The organism is Paenibacillus radicibacter (assembly GCF_024721995.1).
Lineage (GTDB): Bacteria > Bacillota > Bacilli > Paenibacillales > NBRC-103111 > Paenibacillus_AM > Paenibacillus_AM radicibacter.
Window position 1 is genome coordinate 285,129 of record NZ_JANQBC010000004.1, and the last position, 22,588, is coordinate 307,716.

A 22,588-nucleotide genomic window follows, 5' to 3' on the forward strand; every position below is an offset into this window, starting at 1 on the left:
TCAACACACCCTTTAGATTAGTTAAACAGTTCTTCCAATTCATCCTCAGACAGGGCTAAATCAGCTGAACGAAGCGGAATCTCTAGAAGACGTAGTAGAGGATTGTTCGTCACAGCTTCTAGTAACGCGCAATACGCTGCGATTAGTCGTTCAATCGTCGATGCTTCGAATAAATCAGTGCTATATTCCACACTTCCTATTAATTGATCGCTACTCGGCTCCATGAATAAGGTTAGATCGTACTTAGAGGTGTACTGTTCCACTTCCAATCGATCAAATGCGACATCATTACATGTGAAGGATTGTGTCAGTTCCCCCTGCAATGCGAACACCACTTGGAAGATTGGCGAATGAGACAAACTACGCTCAGGCTGGAGTATCTCTACTATTTTCTCAAAAGGCACATCTTGATTGGCGTATGCTTCCAATGCCGAGTGACGAACTTGTTGGAGTAAAGCAATGAACGATGGGTTACCTGACAAATCTGTACGCAATGGCAGCATATTTACGAAGTAGCCAAGCAAACTTTCTAATTCACTTCGATTCCGATTCGCAACAGGGAAACCAACAACCAAATCTTCTTGTTCCGATTCACGATATAGTAACGTTTGGAATGCTGCCATTAACGTCATAAACAATGTCGTCCCAGTCTCACGGCATAACTCTCGAATCGCCGTACTGGTTTCACTAGATAAGCTAAAATAATGCATAGCCCCGCGGTAGGACTGAACCACTGGACGTGAATAATCGGTTGGCAATAATAAGCGCGCCGGTGCACCTGCCAAAATTTGAATCCAGTTCGCCAACTGATGCTGTAATATCTCTCCCTGCATCCACTCTTTCTGCCATGATGCATAATCCGCATACTGCACCGAAAGCGGATCGAGTGGTGATGGCTGCTCATGATCAAACACTTTATATAATTGCTCTATTTCTTGTAAAAGGATCTGCATCGACCAGCCATCCGTAATGATATGGTGCATCGTAAGTACCAGCACATGTTCTTCTTCATTCATCTGAAGGAGATGACTACGGAACAACGGTCCTTTATTTAAATCAAATGGCATTTGAACCAATTCTGTCATTTGTTGTTGAACATCTTCCACGCTGGTTTCAAACATGATCAATTCAATCGGGACGGGATCTGCTATGATTTGAATGACTTGCCCCTCTATTACAGCAAAAGTCGTCCGCAACACTTCATGACGATGAATGATTACCTGAACAGATGATTCCAGAGCTGCTGTATTCAATCCGCCTCGAATACGAATCGCTAACACGTTGTTATACAAATCACTCGTATCCTTGAGCTGTTCTACAAACCATAGGCTCTGTTGGGAAAAGGATGCCGGAATTATTGCCGAACGGTCCACTGGCTTAAGCGGTACTTGTGTTGTAGATCCAGAACCTTGTGCTTGAACATATTCTGCAAGTTCAGCTACAGTTGGTGCAGCAAACAATGCACGTACAGGCAATTCCATATTCCATATGCTGCGAATGCGTGAGATTACTTGCATCATCAATAACGAATGGCCACCATTTTCAAAGAAATGATCATGAATGCCAATTCTCTCAACGCCTAACACTTCGGCAAAAATACCCGTTAACAACTCTTCCACAGGAGTACGTGGTGCGCCATGACTTGAATCACTCGAATCCAAATTAGGAGCCGGGAACTTCCGTGTATCTACTTTACCATGCGTCGTGAGTGGCATTTCATCTAATACAAACACATGAGCTGGCACCATATAAGCAGGTAGCAGATGGGTAAGGCGCTGCTTCACATCATTCCCATCAACGATATATCCTTGAACCTTAGTTATATATGCAACTAAACGCTTATCTTGTGGGGTAAATGGATATACAATGACCCTTGCTTCATGCACCGATTCATCTTGGAGCAGCAGGGCCTCGATCTCGCCGAGTTCAATTCGATACCCCCGCAATTTCACTTGATTGTCGTTACGCCCTATATATTGCAAGTTGCCATCAGGTAAATAGCGACATGTATCCCCCGTTTTGTATAATCTAGAACCTTGTTCTGTTGAAAAAGGATTCGGCACGAATCGCTCCGCTGTTAATTCGGCTCGGTTATAGTAGCCCCTAGCTACGCCAGCTCCCCCAATAAACAACTCCCCTGCTACCCCAATTGGAACAGGTTGCATGTAGGCATCAAGTACATATAACTGGGTGTTTCCGATGGGACGTCCAATTAGGACGGGACCTTCCTTATATTCCGCAGCATGATAAATGCAGCACCCAACAACCGTTTCAGTTGGTCCATATTCATTTATGAGCTTCGTCTCGGGTGCTGCCTGCTGCCAGAACGCAATATTTTCACCAAACAATGCCTCGCCCCCGATCACAACCGTACGAACTCGACCAACGAATTGTTCAGGGGCAATCTGTTGACTCATTAAGGGCAAGTGGGCTGGGGCGATCTTAAGTACACTGAGATTATGATACTTTCGGAATGCTTGAGCCAGCTCTTCAATTTCCTTACCTTCGTGAAGTAGAATGACACGACCACCAGTGACTAGTGGAGCGAATAAACTTGTTACGGTCGCATCAAATGATAGTGAAGTCGAAACAATTGAACCGATGCCCTTCTCAACTTCATACGCTTCAATCGCCCATTCCAAGTAGTTGCTGAAACCGCTATGGGTAACCATTACCCCTTTTGGCTTACCTGTTGAGCCTGAAGTATAGATCATATAAGCCAGATCGTCTGCGGTTGTCGCAAGTTGCGACGGGTAGTCTTGACTCTCAGCAATTTGCTGCCAATCTCGATCTAGACAATACGTTCGGGCTTTGTGCTCAGGCAGTTTAGTTAACAAGCGCTCTTGTGTTAATAACACGGATACTTGGGAATCCTCAAGCACAAAAGCAAGTCGCTCTTGTGGATAAGTCGGATCAATTGGTACATAGGCGCCACCTGCATATAGAATTCCAAGTATGCCGACTAACATTTGAGGTGATCGTTCTACGCAAATCCCGACGAACACATCAGGTCCGACCCCTTGCCCCCGTAAAAAATGCGATAGACGCTCTGCACGCTCATGGAGCTGTTGGTAGGTTAGGACTTCGTCATCCATCTCTACTGCAATCTGATCTGGCACTTGTTCAGCTTTAGTGATAATGAGATCATGAACATGCTGAGCCGAATATACAGCTGCGGTTTCATTCCATTCCTGCACAATCTGTGAACGCTCTTGCTCATCTAGCAGCGGAATCTCCCAGATACACTGATTCGGGTTCTCCACAACCTCTTGCAGTAAATGTGTATAATGTCGTGCCAAACGTTCAATAGTCGAGCGATCAAACAAATCCGTATTGTATTCAAAACTTGTTAGTAACCCACTTCTCGTCATCGCAACATGCAAGGTCAGATCAAATTTCGATGTTCCTGCATCAAAAGGAACTTGTTGAATTTGAAGTGATGACGTCTCTGACTTCACCTCCGACATGCTCTGCATCACGAACATGACTTGAAACAACGGAGAATGGCTTAGATTTCGGTGCGGCTGTAACTCTTTTACTAACTCTTCAAATGGCACATCTTGATGGGTATAAGCTTCCAGCGCCACCTTACTCACACGCTCTAACAATTGTGCAAACGGGATGTTATCTGATAAGTCCGTACGAACAACTAACGTATTCACGAAAAAACCAATGACGCCTTCAATTTCAGTACGGTTTCGATTGGCAATCGGTGTACCGACCAAGATGTCTGTCTCTCCGCTATATCGACTTAATAATATATGGAAAGCGGACAACAAGGTCATGAATAGCGTCATACCCGCTTGTTGAGAAAGCTGATTTAACCTCATCGTTAGATCGTGAGAAACAAACCTGTCAACTGTCGCACCGTGAAACGTTTGAATAGCTGGACGTGAGCGATCAGTCGGTAATTGCAGAACAGGAACGGCATTCTGTAGCTGATGCTTCCAGTAAGCTAGCTGCCTATTCCAAACTTCGCCTTGCAACCATGTCTGCTGCCAATACGCATAATCGGCGTATTGAATCGGTAGCTCAGGTAATGATGAAGAAACACCCGCTATGTAAGAATCGTAGAGGTTCATTAACTCATGTATGAACAACGATTGTGACCATCCATCCGATATGATGTGATGAACAACCATTATCAAGTAATGCTCCTGGGTATCTACTTGCACCACAGTACAGCGGAATAAGGGGCCCTGCGATAACTCAAAAGGCTGATTTCCCAGTTCTCTTGCCAGTTCATGGATCTCATCTTGAGCCAGCTGCCCCATATTTACATACGGAACTTCTATATCCATCTGCTCGGCTATCTGCTGCACAGGTATACCATTTACCTCATGAATGGTTGTGCGAAGCGAATCTTGTCTGTTTACCAATTCCGCAATACTGCGCTTCACTGCCAAATAATCGAGATCACCTTTCATCTGAAGCAGGCTTGTAATGTTATAGACCGAGCTACTTGGGTCAAGTTGATGCAGGAACCAAATTCTTTGTTGGGCGAATGAAGCAGGAATTGATCCTGAATGATTAATTGAAGTGATCTGAACTTGCTGCTTAGGGGTAATTTCTATTCGATTGCTCTCCACCCAAGCAGCTAATTCAGCAACTGTCGCATATTCAAAGAAAGTGCGTACAGATATTTCGACTCCCAATACATTTCGAATGCGGGAAATAACTTGCATCATAAGCAGAGAATGCCCGCCAATCTGGAAGAAGTGATCTTGTACACTTACCTGCTCGATTCCAAGCACTTGAGTGAATATCCCCGCCAACTGCACCTCCATCTCATTACGTGGTTCCACATAATGGCGATCTATGGTGGCATAATTCGGAATTGGCAGCATCTTACGATCAATTTTCCCGTTAGCTGTAAGTGGCATTGCAGGAAGGACAGTAAGAATAGACGGAATCATATAAGACGCTAATGTCGCTTTTAGGTGATCGTTTACTTTCCTAACATCCAGTTCATGACCTTCAACAACCGTTACATAAGCCACAAGACGCTTATCATCTGGCATGTCCTCGCGAACCATCAGGATCGCTTCATTCACACCCGTATATAAGGAGAGAACCGTTTCAACCTCGCCTAATTCGATACGGAATCCTCGAAACTTCACTTGATTATCCATTCGAGCCACATACTCCATTACGCCGTCCGCCTGATATCTGCACATATCCCCTGTCTTATACATACGGGTTCCGGGTGCGAATGGGTTATCTACAAACCGCTCTGCCGTTTGCTCCGGGCGGTTTAAGTATCCCCTTGCTAATCCCTCGCCTGCCAAATACAGTTCACCGGCTACGCCAATCGGAACAGGCTGCAAGTTCGAATCGAGAATGTAACATTGAGTTCCTAGAATTGGCCTACCAATCAGCGGTGCATACGAGAAATCTCGTTCAACAAGCCATACCGTTGAATATGTTGTGTCTTCAGATGGTCCATACAAATTGTACACACGCTCAATTGTCTCCACCGCATAAACCTGCTGCGTTAATTTTAACGTAAGCGGTTCTCCACAAAAGTTAACGGTCTTAACCGAGGAAGGGACACCTTGTATCCGCACTAATTCTTTCATAGCCGATGGTACAGTATTAATTAATGTCACTTCATTACGCGCAGGAAGTTCGGGTAAATATAGTGCATTTTCAACTAAGATGACTTTTCCTCCTGTCACTAAAGGAACGAACAATTCATAGACAGACAAGTCGAAGCAGATCGAAGTTGATGCCAGTACCCCTGCAAGCTCTTCTTGGGAATAGGTCGCTTTACACCAGTTCATAAAGGCAGTGACACTTCGATGTTCTAGCGCAACACCTTTAGGACGACCCGTGGAACCGGATGTGAAGAAGACGTATGCGAGATGATTACGATCCACACCACTCTTTATGGGTGCCGTACTTGCTGATGCTGTAACGCCCCCATCTTGTTCAAGCAGCACCGTATGTACCGAAAGTTGAGGCAGTTGATCCAAGAGTAGCGCTTGCGTCAGAACGACCTTTACACCTGTATCTTCCATAATAAATGCAATACGATCCTTGGGGTAAGCAGGGTCAAGCGGCACGTAAGCACCACCTGCTTTCAAAACCCCGAGCATGCCAATTAACATTTCCGCTGTACGTGTACTAAAAATTCCTACCATGAAATCTGGACCAATCCCCATATCACGAAGGTAATTCGCAACTTGATTCGACCGATCGTCTAATTCACGGTAAGTCAATCGACGCAATCCATCCACAAGAGCTTCAGCATCAGGTGTGAGCTTCGCCTGCTCTTCGAACATTTCATGGATACATAATTCACTATCATCTAGCGGTTGCAGGTGGGCATTCCACCGATCCAACATTAGCTCAAGCTCGTGGTTCGACAATAAACGAAGTTCCGATACTCGAAGCGTTGGATCATCGATCATCGCATGCAACAATTGCACATAATGATCCACCATCCGCTCTGCTGTTGCCCGACCGAATTGAGCTGAATTATAGGTCAGATGAACGCTAAGACTCTCTTCTTGCACCGTCACACGAAGGATAAGACACTGTGAACTGTTTTCATTGTTAGTTACTTCCTCATCGCCCATAACGAACATGACATGAAACAATAGAGTATCATCGCTCCTCGGGTCAACACACAATTCCTGAACAATCTCTTCAAGGGTTGCTGGATTGGCTGCTGCCTCAATAATCACGTGATGAACTTGACCCAGAAGCGCAATGACTGTTGGATTATGAAGCATATCTATTCGTAAGACTAGCGTTTGTCTATCAAGCCCTTTTCCGCCAAGAATAAGATCGGTTTCTCCACAATAGCGATATAAGAACGTATAATACGCTGCTAATAAAATCGTAGACATGGATACACCATACTGTTGCGACAGTCCACGCAGCTTAACTATCGATTCATGAGGAATCAACCGTTTGACAGCGCAAACATGTGCTGTACGATCCAAAAACTGCTCACGATCTGTCGGCAACTGCAAGACGGGAAGCTGACCGCCAAGTTTCTTTTTCCAATAAGATAACGATGAATTCCACTCCATACCTTCTAATTGATGGTCTACCACCACTCCTACCTCCTCTATACGAAACAAGCACGTCACAATCGGAGCTTACAACTCTGCAAACAACTCATCCCATTCAACCTGCTCTTGCAACTTGATTTGAGAGAGACGCAAATTCGTGTTGTTCACCATAAAAGTCATAACTTGCTCTAGCTGCTCGATAAAATGATCTACTGTCTTCGGTCGGAATTTCTGCGGATTATATTCGGTTTCTATCGTTAGTTGGTCGTCATGCTCAAACAATGACATCTGGAAATCAAACCGAATTCGATCATCATCACTAGATGCATCATCGACGAACTGCGCTCTTGCATCACCTTGCAATAAACTCTCAAGTGATCGTTGCTCGAACGTCAATCCTTCCATACCGAGATCTCCCTCAGGTGCATTCTGACCAATTAACACGATGGAATAGAGCTGCGCATCTCGCCCATGAATCGCACGTAAACCCTGAACGACAAGGTCAAACGGATATTCCTGATTCTCATAGGCTCCCAGAGCAGTCTCACGAACCCGCTCCAAAATCTGCAGAACAGTCGGGTTATCGATCAAATCTGTACGCATCGCAACCGGATTAATAAACAGACCTAGAATGTGCTCCGTATCCAGATGAGTTCGACTTGATAGAGTTGAGCCAACGGTAATTGTCTTCTCCCCAGTTAATTGGGCAAGCAGCATCTTAATCGACGCAAGTACAGTCATGTACGTGGTCCCGCCAACCAGCATCGTGAGTTCGCGCAGTAACTTCGTCAGTTCAGGGCCAATCCGATGCGTTCTCACGTCAAAAGGATCCATCTCTTCCGGCAGTATCGCGGTATCGTGTACGATCTCAGGTATATCAATTACCTGCTCCAGTTGTTCCAACCAATACTCTTTTTGTGAATCAAGCTCGCCTTGTGCCAGGCGCTCATTCTGCCAATGCACGAAGTCGACATATTGCAATGGACGTGGAAGAAGATCTTTATCTTCACCCTGAATGATTGCTTGATAAACCTTAAATAAATCCTCCGTAAATACCCGTAGCGACCATCCATCATAACCGATATGATGCACACAAAATACAATAAGGTGCTTATTAGCAGACATCCGATACAGGTTAATCCGATAAAAAGATTCACTCGTAAGATCAAATGGTCTCTGATGGATCTGCCATACTTCTCGTGACAAGTAATCGGACCGCTCTGCAACCGATAACGTTGATAAATCCTCAAAGTGACAAGGAATACTCATCGACTGATGCACTTGTTGATAAGGCTCACCGGACAATTCCACAATCGTTGATTGCATAATGCCATGACGGCTGTATAAGGTACAAAGCGACTCATACATCGCCTTAGAATCCATATCACCTACGATTTCAAAGGCTGATGTATCCCCCAATGCATTACGATTCGTGAATTGAGTCAAAAACCACAAGCGCTTCTGCGCATTCGATAATTGATAGATCCCTTGCGGTAGTTGCGATGTCGCTTCATCCTCAATCACTCTTAATTGAACAGATACAATTGGTTTATAAGTTTGATCCTCTGCTCTTTTCATTAAGCCTGCTAACTTAGATATCGTTGGGGATTGGAACAGCATACTCAGTAGAACTTGCTTCTGTAGTTCCTTCTCTATCCGAGAGAGCATCGTCGTCGCTTCAAGTGAGTTACCACCTAAATCGAAGAAATTATCATCCCTTCGTATATGGGTGATTCCTAATACTTGCTTCCAAATCGTTCTAAGCGTCTCTTCCACTATCGTCCCTTCATCCTCGACGACCTGTGAATCAGCATGCATGACAATCAGATGCAATTGATCCATATCCACTTGCCCATCAGGTGTATAAGGAATCTTCTTCAGCACGATCAATTGACGGGGTACCCAATAGTCAGACAACGCCACTTGCAATTTTTTGCGAAGAACCTCCGGAACGAGGACACGCTCATCCCCCGCCACATATGCTGTCAATACGCTGTTCTGGCTGTACGCATCTCCCTCTGCAACCACGATACAATTCGTTACATGCGGCATCTCTTGAATGAAAGATTCCAGTTGATTTAAATAAACCGGTCTGCCTTGAATGAACACTCTGCGCTGCACGGGACCCAGTATATGCACTTGATTATCAGGATAACGAATGGCTAATAACCCTGTCGGAACAGCGTCTTCATGTTCTGCTTCATTTCCTCGTATGAAAACTTCACCCACTGCTCCAAGTGGAGCTGTCTGTGCATACGTATCCTGCACATCAATTTGGTCATTTTTCCAAATTCCATCTACAAGATGACCGGGTATCCCACGACTAGCTTCATATTTCTCATGTTCAGAAAGCAAGGACAATTCGCTAATTTTGCGATCTATGCCATCTGTTAGGCTGATTAATAATCGATACAACGCATCCTGCCACGTCCTAAACGTATCTGAGTCTGCTAAATTGGAGTTTACATCAAAATCCAGCCACAGCTCATTACCAACTTCCGTCACATTCAAGAACATATCGTATTTACAATGCTGAATAGGCGTTGGCAGTAAAGTGACTTTTAAGTTATGAAGCGATATGCTGCGTTTGGGTCGATCCATGTTGAATAGCACATTCATCTCAGGTACCAGACCGCCTTCCAGCCATTCCGCAATTGAAGATAAGGAGCAATGCTGATGTACCTGTACCTCTTGGAATAGGTGTTTAACCTGTGTATTAAATGTAAAGAAAGAATCATCATCCTTCACTTCACTACAGATTGGCAGTAAGTTTACACAATTACCGATTAAACCGTATTGCTCCATATGGGCTTGACCTGCTGTCGGCACAGCAACTACGACCTGATTGGACCCTGTTAAGCGATGCAGAAACACCTTGTATATGCTTAATAGTGTGACAAATAAGCTGTTACCTCTATTAATACTTAATGCCATTAATTTTTGAGTTCGTGCCGCATCTATTTTCATACTGAAGCGTTCACCTGTGAACGATCTTTTGAACATACCGCCATGTTCAGCAGGCAGTGCCATAACTGAATTTGCTTGCTTCAAGGTAGTTGACCAGAAGTGTATAGCTTCTGTCCAAGCAGACTTCTCCATTTCTTGATGCTGCCATGCTTGAAAATCCCTAAACTGCGCAGAGGCAGGTAATGAAACAACGCTAATCCCTTTTGAAAAAGAAGTGTACAACTGCTCCAATTCCCCTACGAATACAGCCATCGACCAACCATCCGCAATGATATGATGAAACGTCATAACCGCAATGTGCGATTGCTTCGCTAATTTCAGAAGCTGAATACGAAGCAGCGGCTCCTTGGAGGTTAGATCAAACGGTATGCTCCTTTGTTGTTTCAACCACTCTTGAACATGAACTTCTTGCTCGATTTGCGAAATGCTCGAAAAGTCGATAACAGGTACTTCAACCAACAAAGTCGGATGAATAAGCTGGTATTCACCACAAGGATCAACCGTTGTCCGCAGCGACTCATGACGACTTACGATCGTTTGGATTGCTTGGCTAAACGTATGCATCTGCAAGTCGCCCTCTATTTGCAAAGCAATAGTCTCATTAAATGCGGCCGATTCTTCCTGCCTGGACTGAGTTGCAAACCAGATATGCTGTTGCTCAGTTGATAAGGAAGCCTGAATCACGTCATGAGCGATTACCCGTTCTTCGATACGAGCTGTGATCAACTGTGTGCGGGAAGATTCACTCGGAAAGAAGGACGCAGCTCGCAACTCCTCAACTGTTTCCTTTACAACTTGCACAATGCGTTCCAAATCTTCCTCGGTATGGGCTGTAGAGAGGAAGCAATTGCGACCCTCCCATAGATAAACCCCTTTGCTTATCAGCAAATAGTAGAACAACTCGATGTCGCCAAATGAGACAAAACGAAACAGGGATCCGCAGTGAATCATATGAATCGGTACATTACTTTGTTTAAAATAATCATTCAGCCTTTGCATCAACCGTTCTGTTCTCGCATTCAGCTCCGTTTGCAGCGTATTACCTTGTGCTTTCAAGTATTGAAGTACTTGTAGTGCCGCACGCATAGCCATCGGATGGGTACAGAACGTACCACCAACGAACGTCTTCTTCTCCGATTCAATTGGATAGGATTCATCTCCGAACTGCCATACGCCTCCATCAATTGCATTCATGAAAGTTGCCGCACCCGCAACGATACCGATTGGCGTGCCGCCGCCGACGATTTTTCCATAGGTCACAAGATCAGCCTGAATTCCATACATCGCCTGAGCACCACCAACGTGCATACGGAACCCCGTAATCACTTCATCAAATATGAGAGCGGTACCCGATTGTGCTGTAATTTCTCTAATTTCTCGTAAAAAGGCAGTTGGCTGAATGTCCGGTCTACGACTTTGAACCGGCTCTACAAGCACAGCCGCCAATTCATCTGCATGCTGACGAATCAGTTCAAGCGAATCGCGGTTGTTGTAATTTAATATCATGACATCCTGCATGATGCTCGATGGTATACCTACTGCCATCGGCAGCGCCTCACCATCAATTGAATCTGGATTCGATACAGCTAATACACCATCTGACGTTCCATGGTAAGAGCCTGCAAACAAGGCAATCTTCGTTCTTCCCGTTGCTGCTCTTGCAAGACGAATAGCGACCATAACGGCTTCCGTTCCTGAATTATAGAAAGCAACCCGCTGAGTACCAGTTAGCTCAGCAATGAGCTCCGCTACTTCTCCAGCGGTATTGGACATCGGTCCAAGCGGAGGTGTCTCTGGACGTAATTCATGATGCAGTTCGTCCGTTATAAACGTAGGATTATGCCCGAATAAATTAACTCCGAATCCCATCGTCAAATCCAAATATTCATTACCATCTACGTCCCACATCTTCGAACCCATTGAGCGTTCAGCGACAATCGGATACACCATCTCTTTCCAGTAGGAACGAAAACCCGATACATGACGATTATTCGCATGAACGAATCGATAGCGTTGTGTGAGGGACTTGGATTCCTGCGTTCTTACTGTATACGCAGCACTAAATTGTTCGATAAACTTGCGTTGCTGCTCGGTGTAATCCCCTTTATCCCCAATTACAATTGGTTGATAGGGAACGAATGGCTTCGTTGTACTTTTATTATCCGATCGCTGCTCCTTCGAATGGAGACTCGAAGCTGGTTGTGCAACTTGTGTTCTTGTTGAACGAGAAGCACCTGCTAACTCATTACGTTGTGGCTTAAATTGTTGAGCGTCCCCAGCATCTGGACGAGCTTGGTACGCATGCAATACTTCTAGTTGCTTCGCCATCGTCTGCTGATGTTCTTGCATTACTTGAAGCTGTTGATTCACGATCTGTTGAAGGACAGTTAGCTTAGAATCAGTAGATATCGTCGTTAAAGTGGAGGAATCCGACATCGCATGATTTTCACTTCTAATCGAAGATTCAACTTGTACCGCTACTGCAACCTCACGTCCTGCTGTCTCTTGTTGCAGATGTGATGCTAACTTCTCTAGTGTTGTGATTGTCTCAAAGAAATGATTAACCGGAATATCGACTCCAAATTGATCCACAATTTTACGTCTGACTTGTGTAATCATGATTGAATCCAATCCCATCTCTAGGAAATGAGCAGATTCCTTTAACTCATCTAACGAATACCCAGAAGCATGACTTACAATTTCTTTAATTGCTGGCATTAGATTCGTATCCACGAGGGTAGGAACTGCTACTGGTGAAGATATTGGCTGTAGTGTGACGACTTCCACCTCCCTAGTGGCTTGATTTGTAGCCAAAATCTTGAATGATTTGCTAGATGCCGGTTCTATCCAACAACGACGCTTCTCAAATGGATACACCGGAAGTGGAACTTTCTGACTTGGTGCATCATACAATGCCTCCCATGAAATGTCGGCGCCACTCACATACAACTGACTCAGTTCAAGCAAGTCTTGCACATCCTGCCTACCACCATACACATACCTTCCTACAACCGTCTCTGCTAATTGAGAATACGATCTAGAAGCCTCTGAAGAATGATGCACACTCATAAAGAGCTGTTGCGGCATGCCGCCACTTACCCACTCCGCCAATTTGTAGCGCAGTTCTTCTATACTTACCACAACCATCACTACCCGATAGCGGTGATGACTTCTACCCGTTGTCACGGTATAGCTAACATCTGCTATTGACGCATTTATTGGCATTGCCAAGTACTCTGCATAGTGCTGCGACAATTTATGTAGCGCTTGTTCGGTCTTAGCCGAAAGGGTGAAGAGATATTGTTGATGGTTCGAAACATCTGTATTGGTACCACCTGACCCACCTTGCATCATCTCGTATTCTTCCAACACCACATGACAATTCGTACCACTGAAACCAAATGAGCTTACTCCGCATCTTCTTGGCGTTTCTCCCGTTTCCCATTTCACCAATTTAGTAGGTATATAGAAAGGTGAGCTTTCTAACGTGATGTGTCGATTTCGCTGTTTGTAGTGGACGAGAGGTGGGATCATCTTATTCTTCAAACAGAGAACAGCTTTAATCAGACCCGCAATTCCTGCCGCTTCATACAAATGTCCGATGTTCGCTTTCACTGCTCCGATTGCACAGAATTGTTGCTTCGTCACCGAATGTTGAAACGCCCGCTTCATACCATCAATCTCAACAGGGTCCCCTAATGAAGTTCCCGTTCCATGCGCTTCAATGAATGTAATGGTCTCTGGGGAAATATTCGCATCCTGCCATGCATGGCGGATCAAATCTCCTTGTGATTGTGGATTAGGAGCGGTTATGCCAGCTGTTGCCCCATCTTGATTAATCGCACTTCCTTTAATCACTGCATGAATGTAATCACCGTCAGCCACTGCTTGGTGCAAAGGTTTAAGCAGAATAGCGCCGACACCTTCTCCCCAACCTGTTCCATCCGAACGGTCGTCGAATGGTCGTGCACGCTGATCGCTGGACTCCATCCCTATACCTGCTTCAATTGGCAGCAGAATCGTCTTCACCCCACCTGCAAGTGCCATCTCACAATCCCCGCTTTGAATCGCACGACATGCCATATGTACAGCAACAAGGGATGAAGAACACGCTGTATCCACTGTCACAGCTGGGCCTTTAAGATCGAGATAATATGCAATTCGTCCCGATACAACTGAGGGCAAGTTGCCAACGGCATACTGCGGAATCTGCTCAGGTGCTACAACCGACAATAATCGCTCATAGTCATAACCTGCCTTGGAGTATCCCACATACACACCGACATTTTCTCCCGATAACCGGTTGCCGCCGTAACCTCCATTTTCAAGTGCATGCCATGCCGTTTGTAAAAATAGTCGTTGATTCGGGTCCATCAAATTGGCTTCCTTCGGTGTCAGTCCGAAAAATGGATAATCGAAACTATCGATTTCATTCAAATAGCCACCTTCTACAAACTGCCCCTCCAGACGACTATGTCCCAACTCCTGTACATATTGCTCGGCATCCCGCTTGCGTTCCTCTGGGTATGGGATAATACAATCCCTTCCTGTCGAGAGATTTCTCCAATACTGATCCAAGTTATCTGCCATCCCGAACATGCCGGATAAGCCAACAATCGCAATATCTGCTGCATGTTGGGCACTGGATTGCTCCGGCGTAGCAGATCCAGTTGGAGCAGCCGCTTCCTTCTGTGCCATATAGCCTGCCAGCATTGATATCGTTGGATAAGCGAAGAAATCCGCCGCCTGCAGGGTAATTCCGAACCGCTCCTCTAACTGATCCGCGATCATAACTAATTGCATAGACGTTACACCAAAGGCAAAGAATCGATCATGAATACGAATCTGATTAGACTCTAATACATCATGGAAAATCGTCAGTAACACGCTCTCCAGCTCTACAGTTGAGCGCTTTTGATTCGGTTCAGAGGTTTGTATATGAGGCTCATTGGGCTCAAGTATTGCCTTTAACTGACTCGATAAAGCCATATATTCACCATTCTGATACTCCTCTGCAAGCTTATAACGCTGCACTTTACCACTTGTCGTCTTCGGAATCTGACGAATCGGAATAACATCGCTCACTCGCCAACCCGTACGTTCTGCAACATGGCGTTGTACCTGCTGTGCGAGAGATATGAATGGCTCCAGCGCATTTTTGTACCAGATAAACATGACAATTTCTTCACTTTGTGTGGCTGAGTTGTAAACACCACATGCGACTACTTTATTCAGTTCGATCCCTTCAACCTCTTCCGCCACTCGCTCAATATCATGTGGATAGACGTTCTGTCCATTTACGAAAATAATGTCTTTCGCACGCCCCGTCATCACAATACGTCCTTCATGAATAAAACCAATATCTCCTGTCCGAAGCCATCCATCTTGTGTTATGACTTTCGCAGTTGCAGCCTTGTTGTTATAGTAACCTTGCGTCACATTCGCACCCTGGATCTGAATATGACCGACGATGTGTGCTGCCACTTCCTGCTCCTCATCATTACATATGCGAAACTGACACTCATTTACAGCCATTCCTTCATCCACGAACGCCAAACAATCTGCATGATCCGCTTCTACTTCTCGTATGAATTCCCCCACATTCAGGTAGTGCCGATTCAAATACACTTGATTCCCTTCATAACGACCAACTGCCACACATACCGATGCTTCTGCAAGTCCATAGCCCATAAACATCGTGTTTCGTTGTAAACCGTACGGTGCCATGCAATCGAAGAACTCTTTTACCAGGTGAACATTGATCGGTTCCGCTCCATTGGATATGACTTTGACATGTGACAAGTCCCAACCCTCAGCATACTTCGCCGTAAACTTGGATAAGAAGTACTTATACCCAAAGTTCGGTGAAGCAATATTCGTCGCACGGTGCTCATTAGTCTTCTTCAGCCATAGAATCGGACGCCGAATAAAGAGTGTAGTTGGCATCAAGAATTGTGTAACTCCTGCAACTATGGGTCCCAAATGATACGCAATTAAACCCATGTCGTGTGTTAACGGCATCCAGCTCAAGTAACGATCCTCCGATTCAACCTCAAACCGCTCATTAATCCCACGTGTATTGGCAACCAGATTCGTATGCGTTAACGTTACACCCTTCGGATCACCTGTTGATCCCGACGAGAATTGAATAAATGCGATATGCTCTGGATCTGCTTCATACACTCGCCCAGGTTCGCTATATCCTTGAAGATCTGGCAGCAGCAGCGCTCGTTCCTTCATTTGTGCAGCAAATTCGGTATACGAACTTTCCTCCGCATGCTGCATCAATCGAGCGAAATTCGCACTCGTTGTTACCATATAACCATGGCTTAAAGTTCCCCATATCTTAAACAGCTTCCTACGCTGTTCATCATTACTTCCAATACTCACGGGTACCGCAATAATACCGCCTAAGATACAGCCCCAGAACACGGTAACGAATGATTTGAGATCACTATCATCAATTTGTAGCACCAATTCATCGCCGGGTTTAAGCCCTATATGCTGTAAATAGCCTAATGCCACAAGCGCATTCTCATATAACTGTTTATAAGAAACAAATTGTTCATCCTCGTCTCCAAAAATGAATGTAACCCCTCTGTCTGTCACATTATTTAACGAGGTGATGAATTCGATTAAGGTCGTGCAGGTTTTCATTGCGACTGTCCTCCAATCTCAAATTCATGGCATGGATCTGAGCGTTCACATGTTCAACATCTACACTCGTCCCTAAGGCTAAGGCTTCGATCGTTGGGTTATCCATTTTCTTGAGTAAATTACGAAGCACATTCTTAGGCCCTAATTCAATTGCAACCGGAATCCCCTTCTTTTGAAAATAATCCATCGTCTCCGTCCAACGAACAGGACGTGTCATTTGCCAAACAAGCATTTCCTTCATCTCATTCACACTCATATAAGGTAAAGCATCTACATTGCTTATAACCGGATACAATCCTTCGCTGAATGAATATCGAGCAAGTTCGGTCACCATCTGAACAGCTGCCTCTTGCATAAGCGCACTATGGAATGCTCCTGACACATTTAGATCACTGCAAGAAATTCCGTGGGAGTGGAGTCGCTCTTTATATGCTTTAATCGCCTGCTGATGACCCGATAACACATACTGACCTGGCGCATTGTAGCAAGCCATTTGAAGGGGTTGACCTTGTATGAACACTTCATCAATCAACTGCTCCAACTGTTTCTTGCTGGAATGAAATACCGATAACATACCGCCTGACGTACGCTCACCTGCAGCTTGCATCCACTGTCCACGTCGTCTGACGATTGTGACTGCATCTGCAAAAGATAAGACACCGCTGCAAGCAAGCGCAGAGTACTCACCCAAGCTATGTCCTGCCGCGAGTAAAGGCATCACACCTATTTCTTGCTGATACACCAAATATGCTGCAACACTTACAGTCAGAATCGCTGGCTGTGCATTGCACGTCTTCGTAAGCTCCGAACCACCATCGAAGCATAATTGTTTCATATCCATATGCAGGATATCACTTGCTTCCTCAAAAACTTGATTCGCAACAGAAAAATCTGCGCATAGCTGCTGCCCCATCCCTACATACTGCGAACCTTGCCCGGAAAACATTAATGCGATTGACACTACGTCTACCTCCTCTTGTTCTACCCGAAGGAAAGTTTAGGAAGACAGCACCTTACGAATAATATCCAGTGCTAGATCAATATCTTCCGAACCTATCCCTGAATGAGTAACCGCACGTATACGCCCATGACCTAACTCAGCTACTTGTAGACCCTGTGCTTGCACAGCTTCTACGAATGTTTCCCACGTATAATTCGGATGCTCAATTCGGAAGAAGACAATATTCGTCTCTACCTCTTCTAGATTCATTACAATCCCTTCAATCCCAGCAAGTCCTTGGGCTAGACGTTTCGCATTCGCATGGTCGTCCGCCAAGCGATCCACCATCTGTTGAAGGGCAACGAGCCCAGCTGCAGCAATAATTCCAGCTTGACGCATACCACCTCCGAGCATTTTACGAAGCCGATAGACGCTTTGGATAAACGTATGCGTCCCCGCTACTATGGAACCAATCGGGGCAGATAAACCTTTAGACAAGCAGAATTGCACCGAATCGGCATATTGTGCGATTTCCGAAGGTGCCACTTGAAGGGCCACTGCGGCATTGAACAGACGAGCACCGTCCATGTGCACAGGTACTCCTCTGGTAGCAGCAAACCGCTGTACTTCTACCAGATAAGACAAAGGCAGTACGCGTCCACCCATTCGGTTGTGTGGGTTTTCCAGGCAGATAAGCGCTGGCAATGCAAACTGTGGGTCAGATGGATCTAGTGGAAATGCACTTTCCAAATCTTCTATGGCAAGCCTGCCATCAGGGAGTGTAGGAATCTGCTCGTACATAATTCCTCCACATACCGTAGCTCCAGCTGCTTCATAAATATAAATGTCGGTCTCATTGCCGACGATCACTTTCGATCCACGCGGACAATGCGCCATGATTGAGGTGAGATTCGCCATCGTCCCGCTTGGCATCAAGATCGCTGCTTCTTTTCCTAACATACGAGCTGCTTCTTCCTCCAATTGCTTAACAGTCGGATCTTCGCCGTACACATCATCTCCAAGGACAGCCTGCTGAATAGCCTCCATCATCTGACTTGTTGGCAATGTAAACGTGTCACTTCGCAGTTCTATCATCTCAATTTCACTCCTATTTGGTGGCTTAAATATGGACTTGCAACTCCAACAATTGCTCCACTTCTTTCAAGCGTCTCACGGTCTCCTCATAAGTAGGACCCGTTACAATTACATGCCCAAGACGATGGGAGAAATTTTGCGGAAGCTGCACGGATTGCCCTACACGTGCTTTTACAGCAAGCTCCTTGAACCCTGGTATACGACGTACTTCCTCTAACCCGGATACATCCGTTAAAGTCCCATTCTCCTTAGCGATCAAGAAGTGAATCCCTGCATGATCCTTCCGCTCAATCTCGTCCAAAACAGGGGCAACTCCTAACGCACATAACAATTGCTGCTCCAAGAGATCGATGCCTGTTGCGTGACGAACCAGTTCAGGTATCATGCCACCTGCAAGCCTTGCATTAATCTCAATTAATACACATCGTTCTCCTGTCCACTTCACTTCTGTATGGGATGCCCCGTATTGATAGCCTACGGTTTGGAGTGCACAATTTACTGTATCTATGATTTCTTGTTCGATAAATGGGGGCAGTTTAGCTGAGAATAGATGCCCAGACTCTACAAAGTATGGGAACCCCGTCACCCGCTTTTCAGTTATACCTAGACAAGTTGATTCTCCTTGCCAGGTAAACATCTCAACGCTATATTCATGACCTTCCACATATTGTTCCAGCAGAACCGTATGAGCCGTCTCTTGACCACGTGCATTCGTTTGATTCGCTAAGATTTGCACCGTCAGCTCTTCAACTTCAGACCAAGTGGTGCATAGACGTACATGATTCGATCCACTATCATCTGCAGGTTTTACTACACAAGGTAATGGAAAAGAAGCATCGATCTCTACAAGTTGATTAGCCGAAGTTATCACTTGAAATTGTGGTTGTCCTACTTTCCCCCCATGCAACACTTCCCTTAGTCGCGCCTTATTACGGCATACCGCAATCGTCTCTCGCGTGTTACTTCGAAGTCCAAGCTGCTCCGCAATCTGTGCCGTAGCTTCCAAATAATAATCACTTGTCGTCATCACACCAGAAACAAGTGCAGGGTTCTCTTCTTCCACACACATCGCGATACTTTCTACTGCATTGGTATCTGCTACAATGACTCGACAATTCATCTCCGTTAAACCTGCATAAGTGCTTGGATTGCGTGTAATAAAGACGGGTTCATAACCAAGGCTAACCGCCTTACGAATGGCTAACATTCCTGTGCCTGTCGTATTGGCTTCAATGAACAATATTTTTTTCTTCATGTGAATACAACCCCATTAGTTTGGCATAAGACCACGCAGACACCACCGAGCTGACATGCACACAACTAGGTCGCTCAGGAATCCATAAGTTCGAAATTTGCTTCTCTTCATGGTAGTTCTCGTTAAATATGGTATCGGTATATCGATCTCCGCGATCCGGTAAGATCGCAACAATATTGCAATCCGACTTCGCTTGACTCGCTAACCAATTCGCAACAATATAGACCGACCCGGAACTATTACCTGCAAAAATATGCTCTTCTTGTGCCAATTTGATTGTGCCAGCAAATGCTTCTTCATCATTTAACCAGTGCACTTCATCGATCACACTGAAATCAACATTCGGTGCAATTAAGCTGTTACCAAGTCCTCCTTGCAGACGTCCTGGACGATCAGGTTGCCCAAAGATGACACTACCAGTCGCATCTACGGCTACGACCTGCATATGGGGGTTTGATCGCTTTAATGATCGAGCTGTTCCAGATATAGATCCTCCACTGCCTACCGATGCGACAAGTATATCTACCCGCCCAATATCATTCATTAGCTCATCTGCTAGCTGTTGATAGGCATAGGGATTGTCTGGATTCTCATACTGCCTTGGCCAGAACGCATCCGGATGCTGCTGCATCAATTCATCTAATCGCTCAAGACGAGAGCCTTGCCATCCTTGTTTGCTCATCTTCGAAACAATATGTACTTCGCATCCTAGAGACACTAGCTTCGCTTTCGTAATCGGGTCAATTCGAGGATCCGTTACAATATGTACAGGATGACCAAGCTGCCTACCTACCAGTGCAACACCGCATGCCATTGTCCCTGAAGAGCTCTCAATAATCGGCGCTCCCTCTTTCAACTCACCTGATAACTTTGCCGAGAGGATCGATTGTCTGGCTACTCGATCTTTCATTCCGAATGGGTTCATTAACTCTAACTTCGCAAATACCGATCCTACTGCTTGATCATTAAGACGAAGCTTTACCAGCGGTGTATTGCCAATAACATCGACCATGTTAGTAAATAGCATTTATAACCCCACTCCCTTACCCGTGATTGCATGTAATTCACCAAGTAAACGTTGACGCTTTGCATCTGCTGCATGTAACTGCACCTGAAGCTCATTCACCTCTTGTTCGAGTTCATAACCACGTACTTGCTGATGAAGTAGCAGCTTATGTACTTGCTCAGGATGAGTTGAACCTGAGGACTGTTTCGCATATAAGTTTTGATGTACATCAAAGGCACTCCTGATCATTTCCTCTGCATTGGAAAGTATGAAACCCTCCTCTTTGCATAATTGAAGTAATAAATAGGCATCCTCTTGGCTTGGAAGCAGCCCCCTTGCCGTCACATTTCGGATATACTGACCTACAATAACTTGGGATTTACGGTACGGAATACCGATATCCATTGTTAAACGATTAGCAAGTGTAAATCCGCCGAAGTAATCTCGCTTACATATAGCTAACATGCGTTCCTCATGAAAACTTAGATGATCTACAACTGTTGTAAGCAGACGTAGGAGTGATTGTGTTGTTTGAAGTAATACTAAGAAATGTGTACTTGCTTCTTTTGAAGTTTCCACCAAATTGGTAAATGCGGTGTTTCGCTGTCCAAGCACCATATCGATATGAAAAGCAGACAAATGCGCGCTTTTCCCACGGATTCTTTCTAAAATTGGGAAGTTCTTCTTCTGCGGCATGGCTGAAGATATTCCTGACAATTGATCCGGAAGATCAATCAGACACATTTCACTGCTCCCCCATTGAATGAGATCTGTTACAAATCTGGAGACCAATACCGATAATAAGGAAAGTTCAGCGGATATTCGAAGCAGCCACTCTCGCGAAGCGACCGCTGCAAGTGCACTTGCACGAGGCTGATGAAATCCTAATAATGAAGCAAGTCGGTCTCGATCCCAAGCAAGCTCCACACCTGCCATCGCGCCTGATCCAAGTGGACATTGATTGATCTCCTGATAGACTTGAATCCATTGTTGCAGATGGTGCAGAAGTTCTTCGTTAATTGTTGCTAAATAGAAACCCGGAGTGATGACTTGGGCGGATTGGTAATGGGTATACCCAGGCATTGGGGTCTGTCGATATTGCTCCGCTTTCTCAGCAACTGCTTCAATGAGTTGTTTCATGTACTTAATTGTTAATAACCATTGTGTTCGCCCGAACATCAGTTGGGCACAAGCCTGAATATCATTACGACTTCTATCCATATGCCAACAAGCAACGGGCTCTATGAGTGAAGACACAACTTTATGTTCAATTGCAAATGCGATGTCCGACATATTCTGCTTAAGATCAGGAACTAGCGTCTCAGAAGTAATCGACTGCAAGGCAAGTGCAATTTCATTTGCATCCTCACTCTCGATCCATCCCATTCTTACATACTCCAAGAGCATCACCTGTTCAATCTGAATATACGCTGGCAGAAGGTTTTCCACTTCATACATGAATTGCGGCTCTAGAATCTCTTCATTCAAAAGCTGTGAAGGTGCTTCGACAATACGTCCTGTTAGTTTATTGCCCATCTCAGTGACCACTTCGCTCTCTTTTCACCAAATGTATAAATTTCAATCATTTTCCACACACATATCACTATGATATAATTGACATAATTAATCATCATCACATTTTATTT

General features: G+C 45.1%; 7 protein-coding genes. All 7 read right to left on the reverse strand.

Going from position 1 to position 22,588, the window contains the following annotated elements; translation table 11 throughout:
* Nucleotides 1-17: 17 nt before the first annotated feature.
* The 7 genes from NV379_RS11435 to NV379_RS11465 are packed head-to-tail and all read right to left on the reverse strand — an operon-like array spanning nt 18 to nt 22,478.
* On the reverse strand, nt 18-7,064 hold the full coding sequence (locus NV379_RS11435; protein WP_258207442.1) for a non-ribosomal peptide synthetase: 7,047 nt from the start codon (nt 7,062-7,064) through the stop codon (nt 18-20).
* A gap of 45 nt (nt 7,065-7,109) precedes the next feature.
* Nucleotides 7,110-16,646, reverse strand: a complete 9,537-nt coding sequence (locus NV379_RS11440; protein ID WP_258207443.1) for an aminotransferase class III-fold pyridoxal phosphate-dependent enzyme — start codon at nt 16,644-16,646, stop codon at nt 7,110-7,112.
* Nucleotides 16,600-17,607, reverse strand: a complete 1,008-nt coding sequence (fabD, locus tag NV379_RS11445) for an ACP S-malonyltransferase (RefSeq protein WP_258207444.1) — start codon at nt 17,605-17,607, stop codon at nt 16,600-16,602. The genes NV379_RS11440 and fabD overlap by 47 nt, the downstream gene beginning before the upstream one ends.
* Nucleotides 17,608-17,643: 36 nt before the next feature.
* A complete protein-coding gene (gene ltaE / locus NV379_RS11450; protein WP_258207445.1) occupies nt 17,644-18,681 on the reverse strand; it encodes a low-specificity L-threonine aldolase in 1,038 nt (345 codons plus the stop codon).
* Nucleotides 18,682-18,706: 25 nt separating this feature from the next.
* Nucleotides 18,707-19,936, reverse strand: a complete 1,230-nt coding sequence (locus NV379_RS11455) for an ATP-grasp domain-containing protein (protein WP_258207446.1) — start codon at nt 19,934-19,936, stop codon at nt 18,707-18,709.
* Nucleotides 19,911-20,963 carry a PLP-dependent cysteine synthase family protein gene (locus NV379_RS11460; RefSeq protein ID WP_258207447.1) on the reverse strand — a complete coding sequence of 351 codons (1,053 nt, stop codon included), beginning with the start codon at nt 20,961-20,963 and terminating at the stop codon, nt 19,911-19,913. The genes NV379_RS11455 and NV379_RS11460 overlap by 26 nt, the downstream gene beginning before the upstream one ends.
* Nucleotides 20,964-22,478: an argininosuccinate lyase gene (locus tag NV379_RS11465; protein ID WP_258207448.1), complete on the reverse strand. Its 1,515-nt coding sequence runs from the start codon at nt 22,476-22,478 to the stop codon at nt 20,964-20,966.
* Nucleotides 22,479-22,588 lie beyond the last annotated feature (110 nt).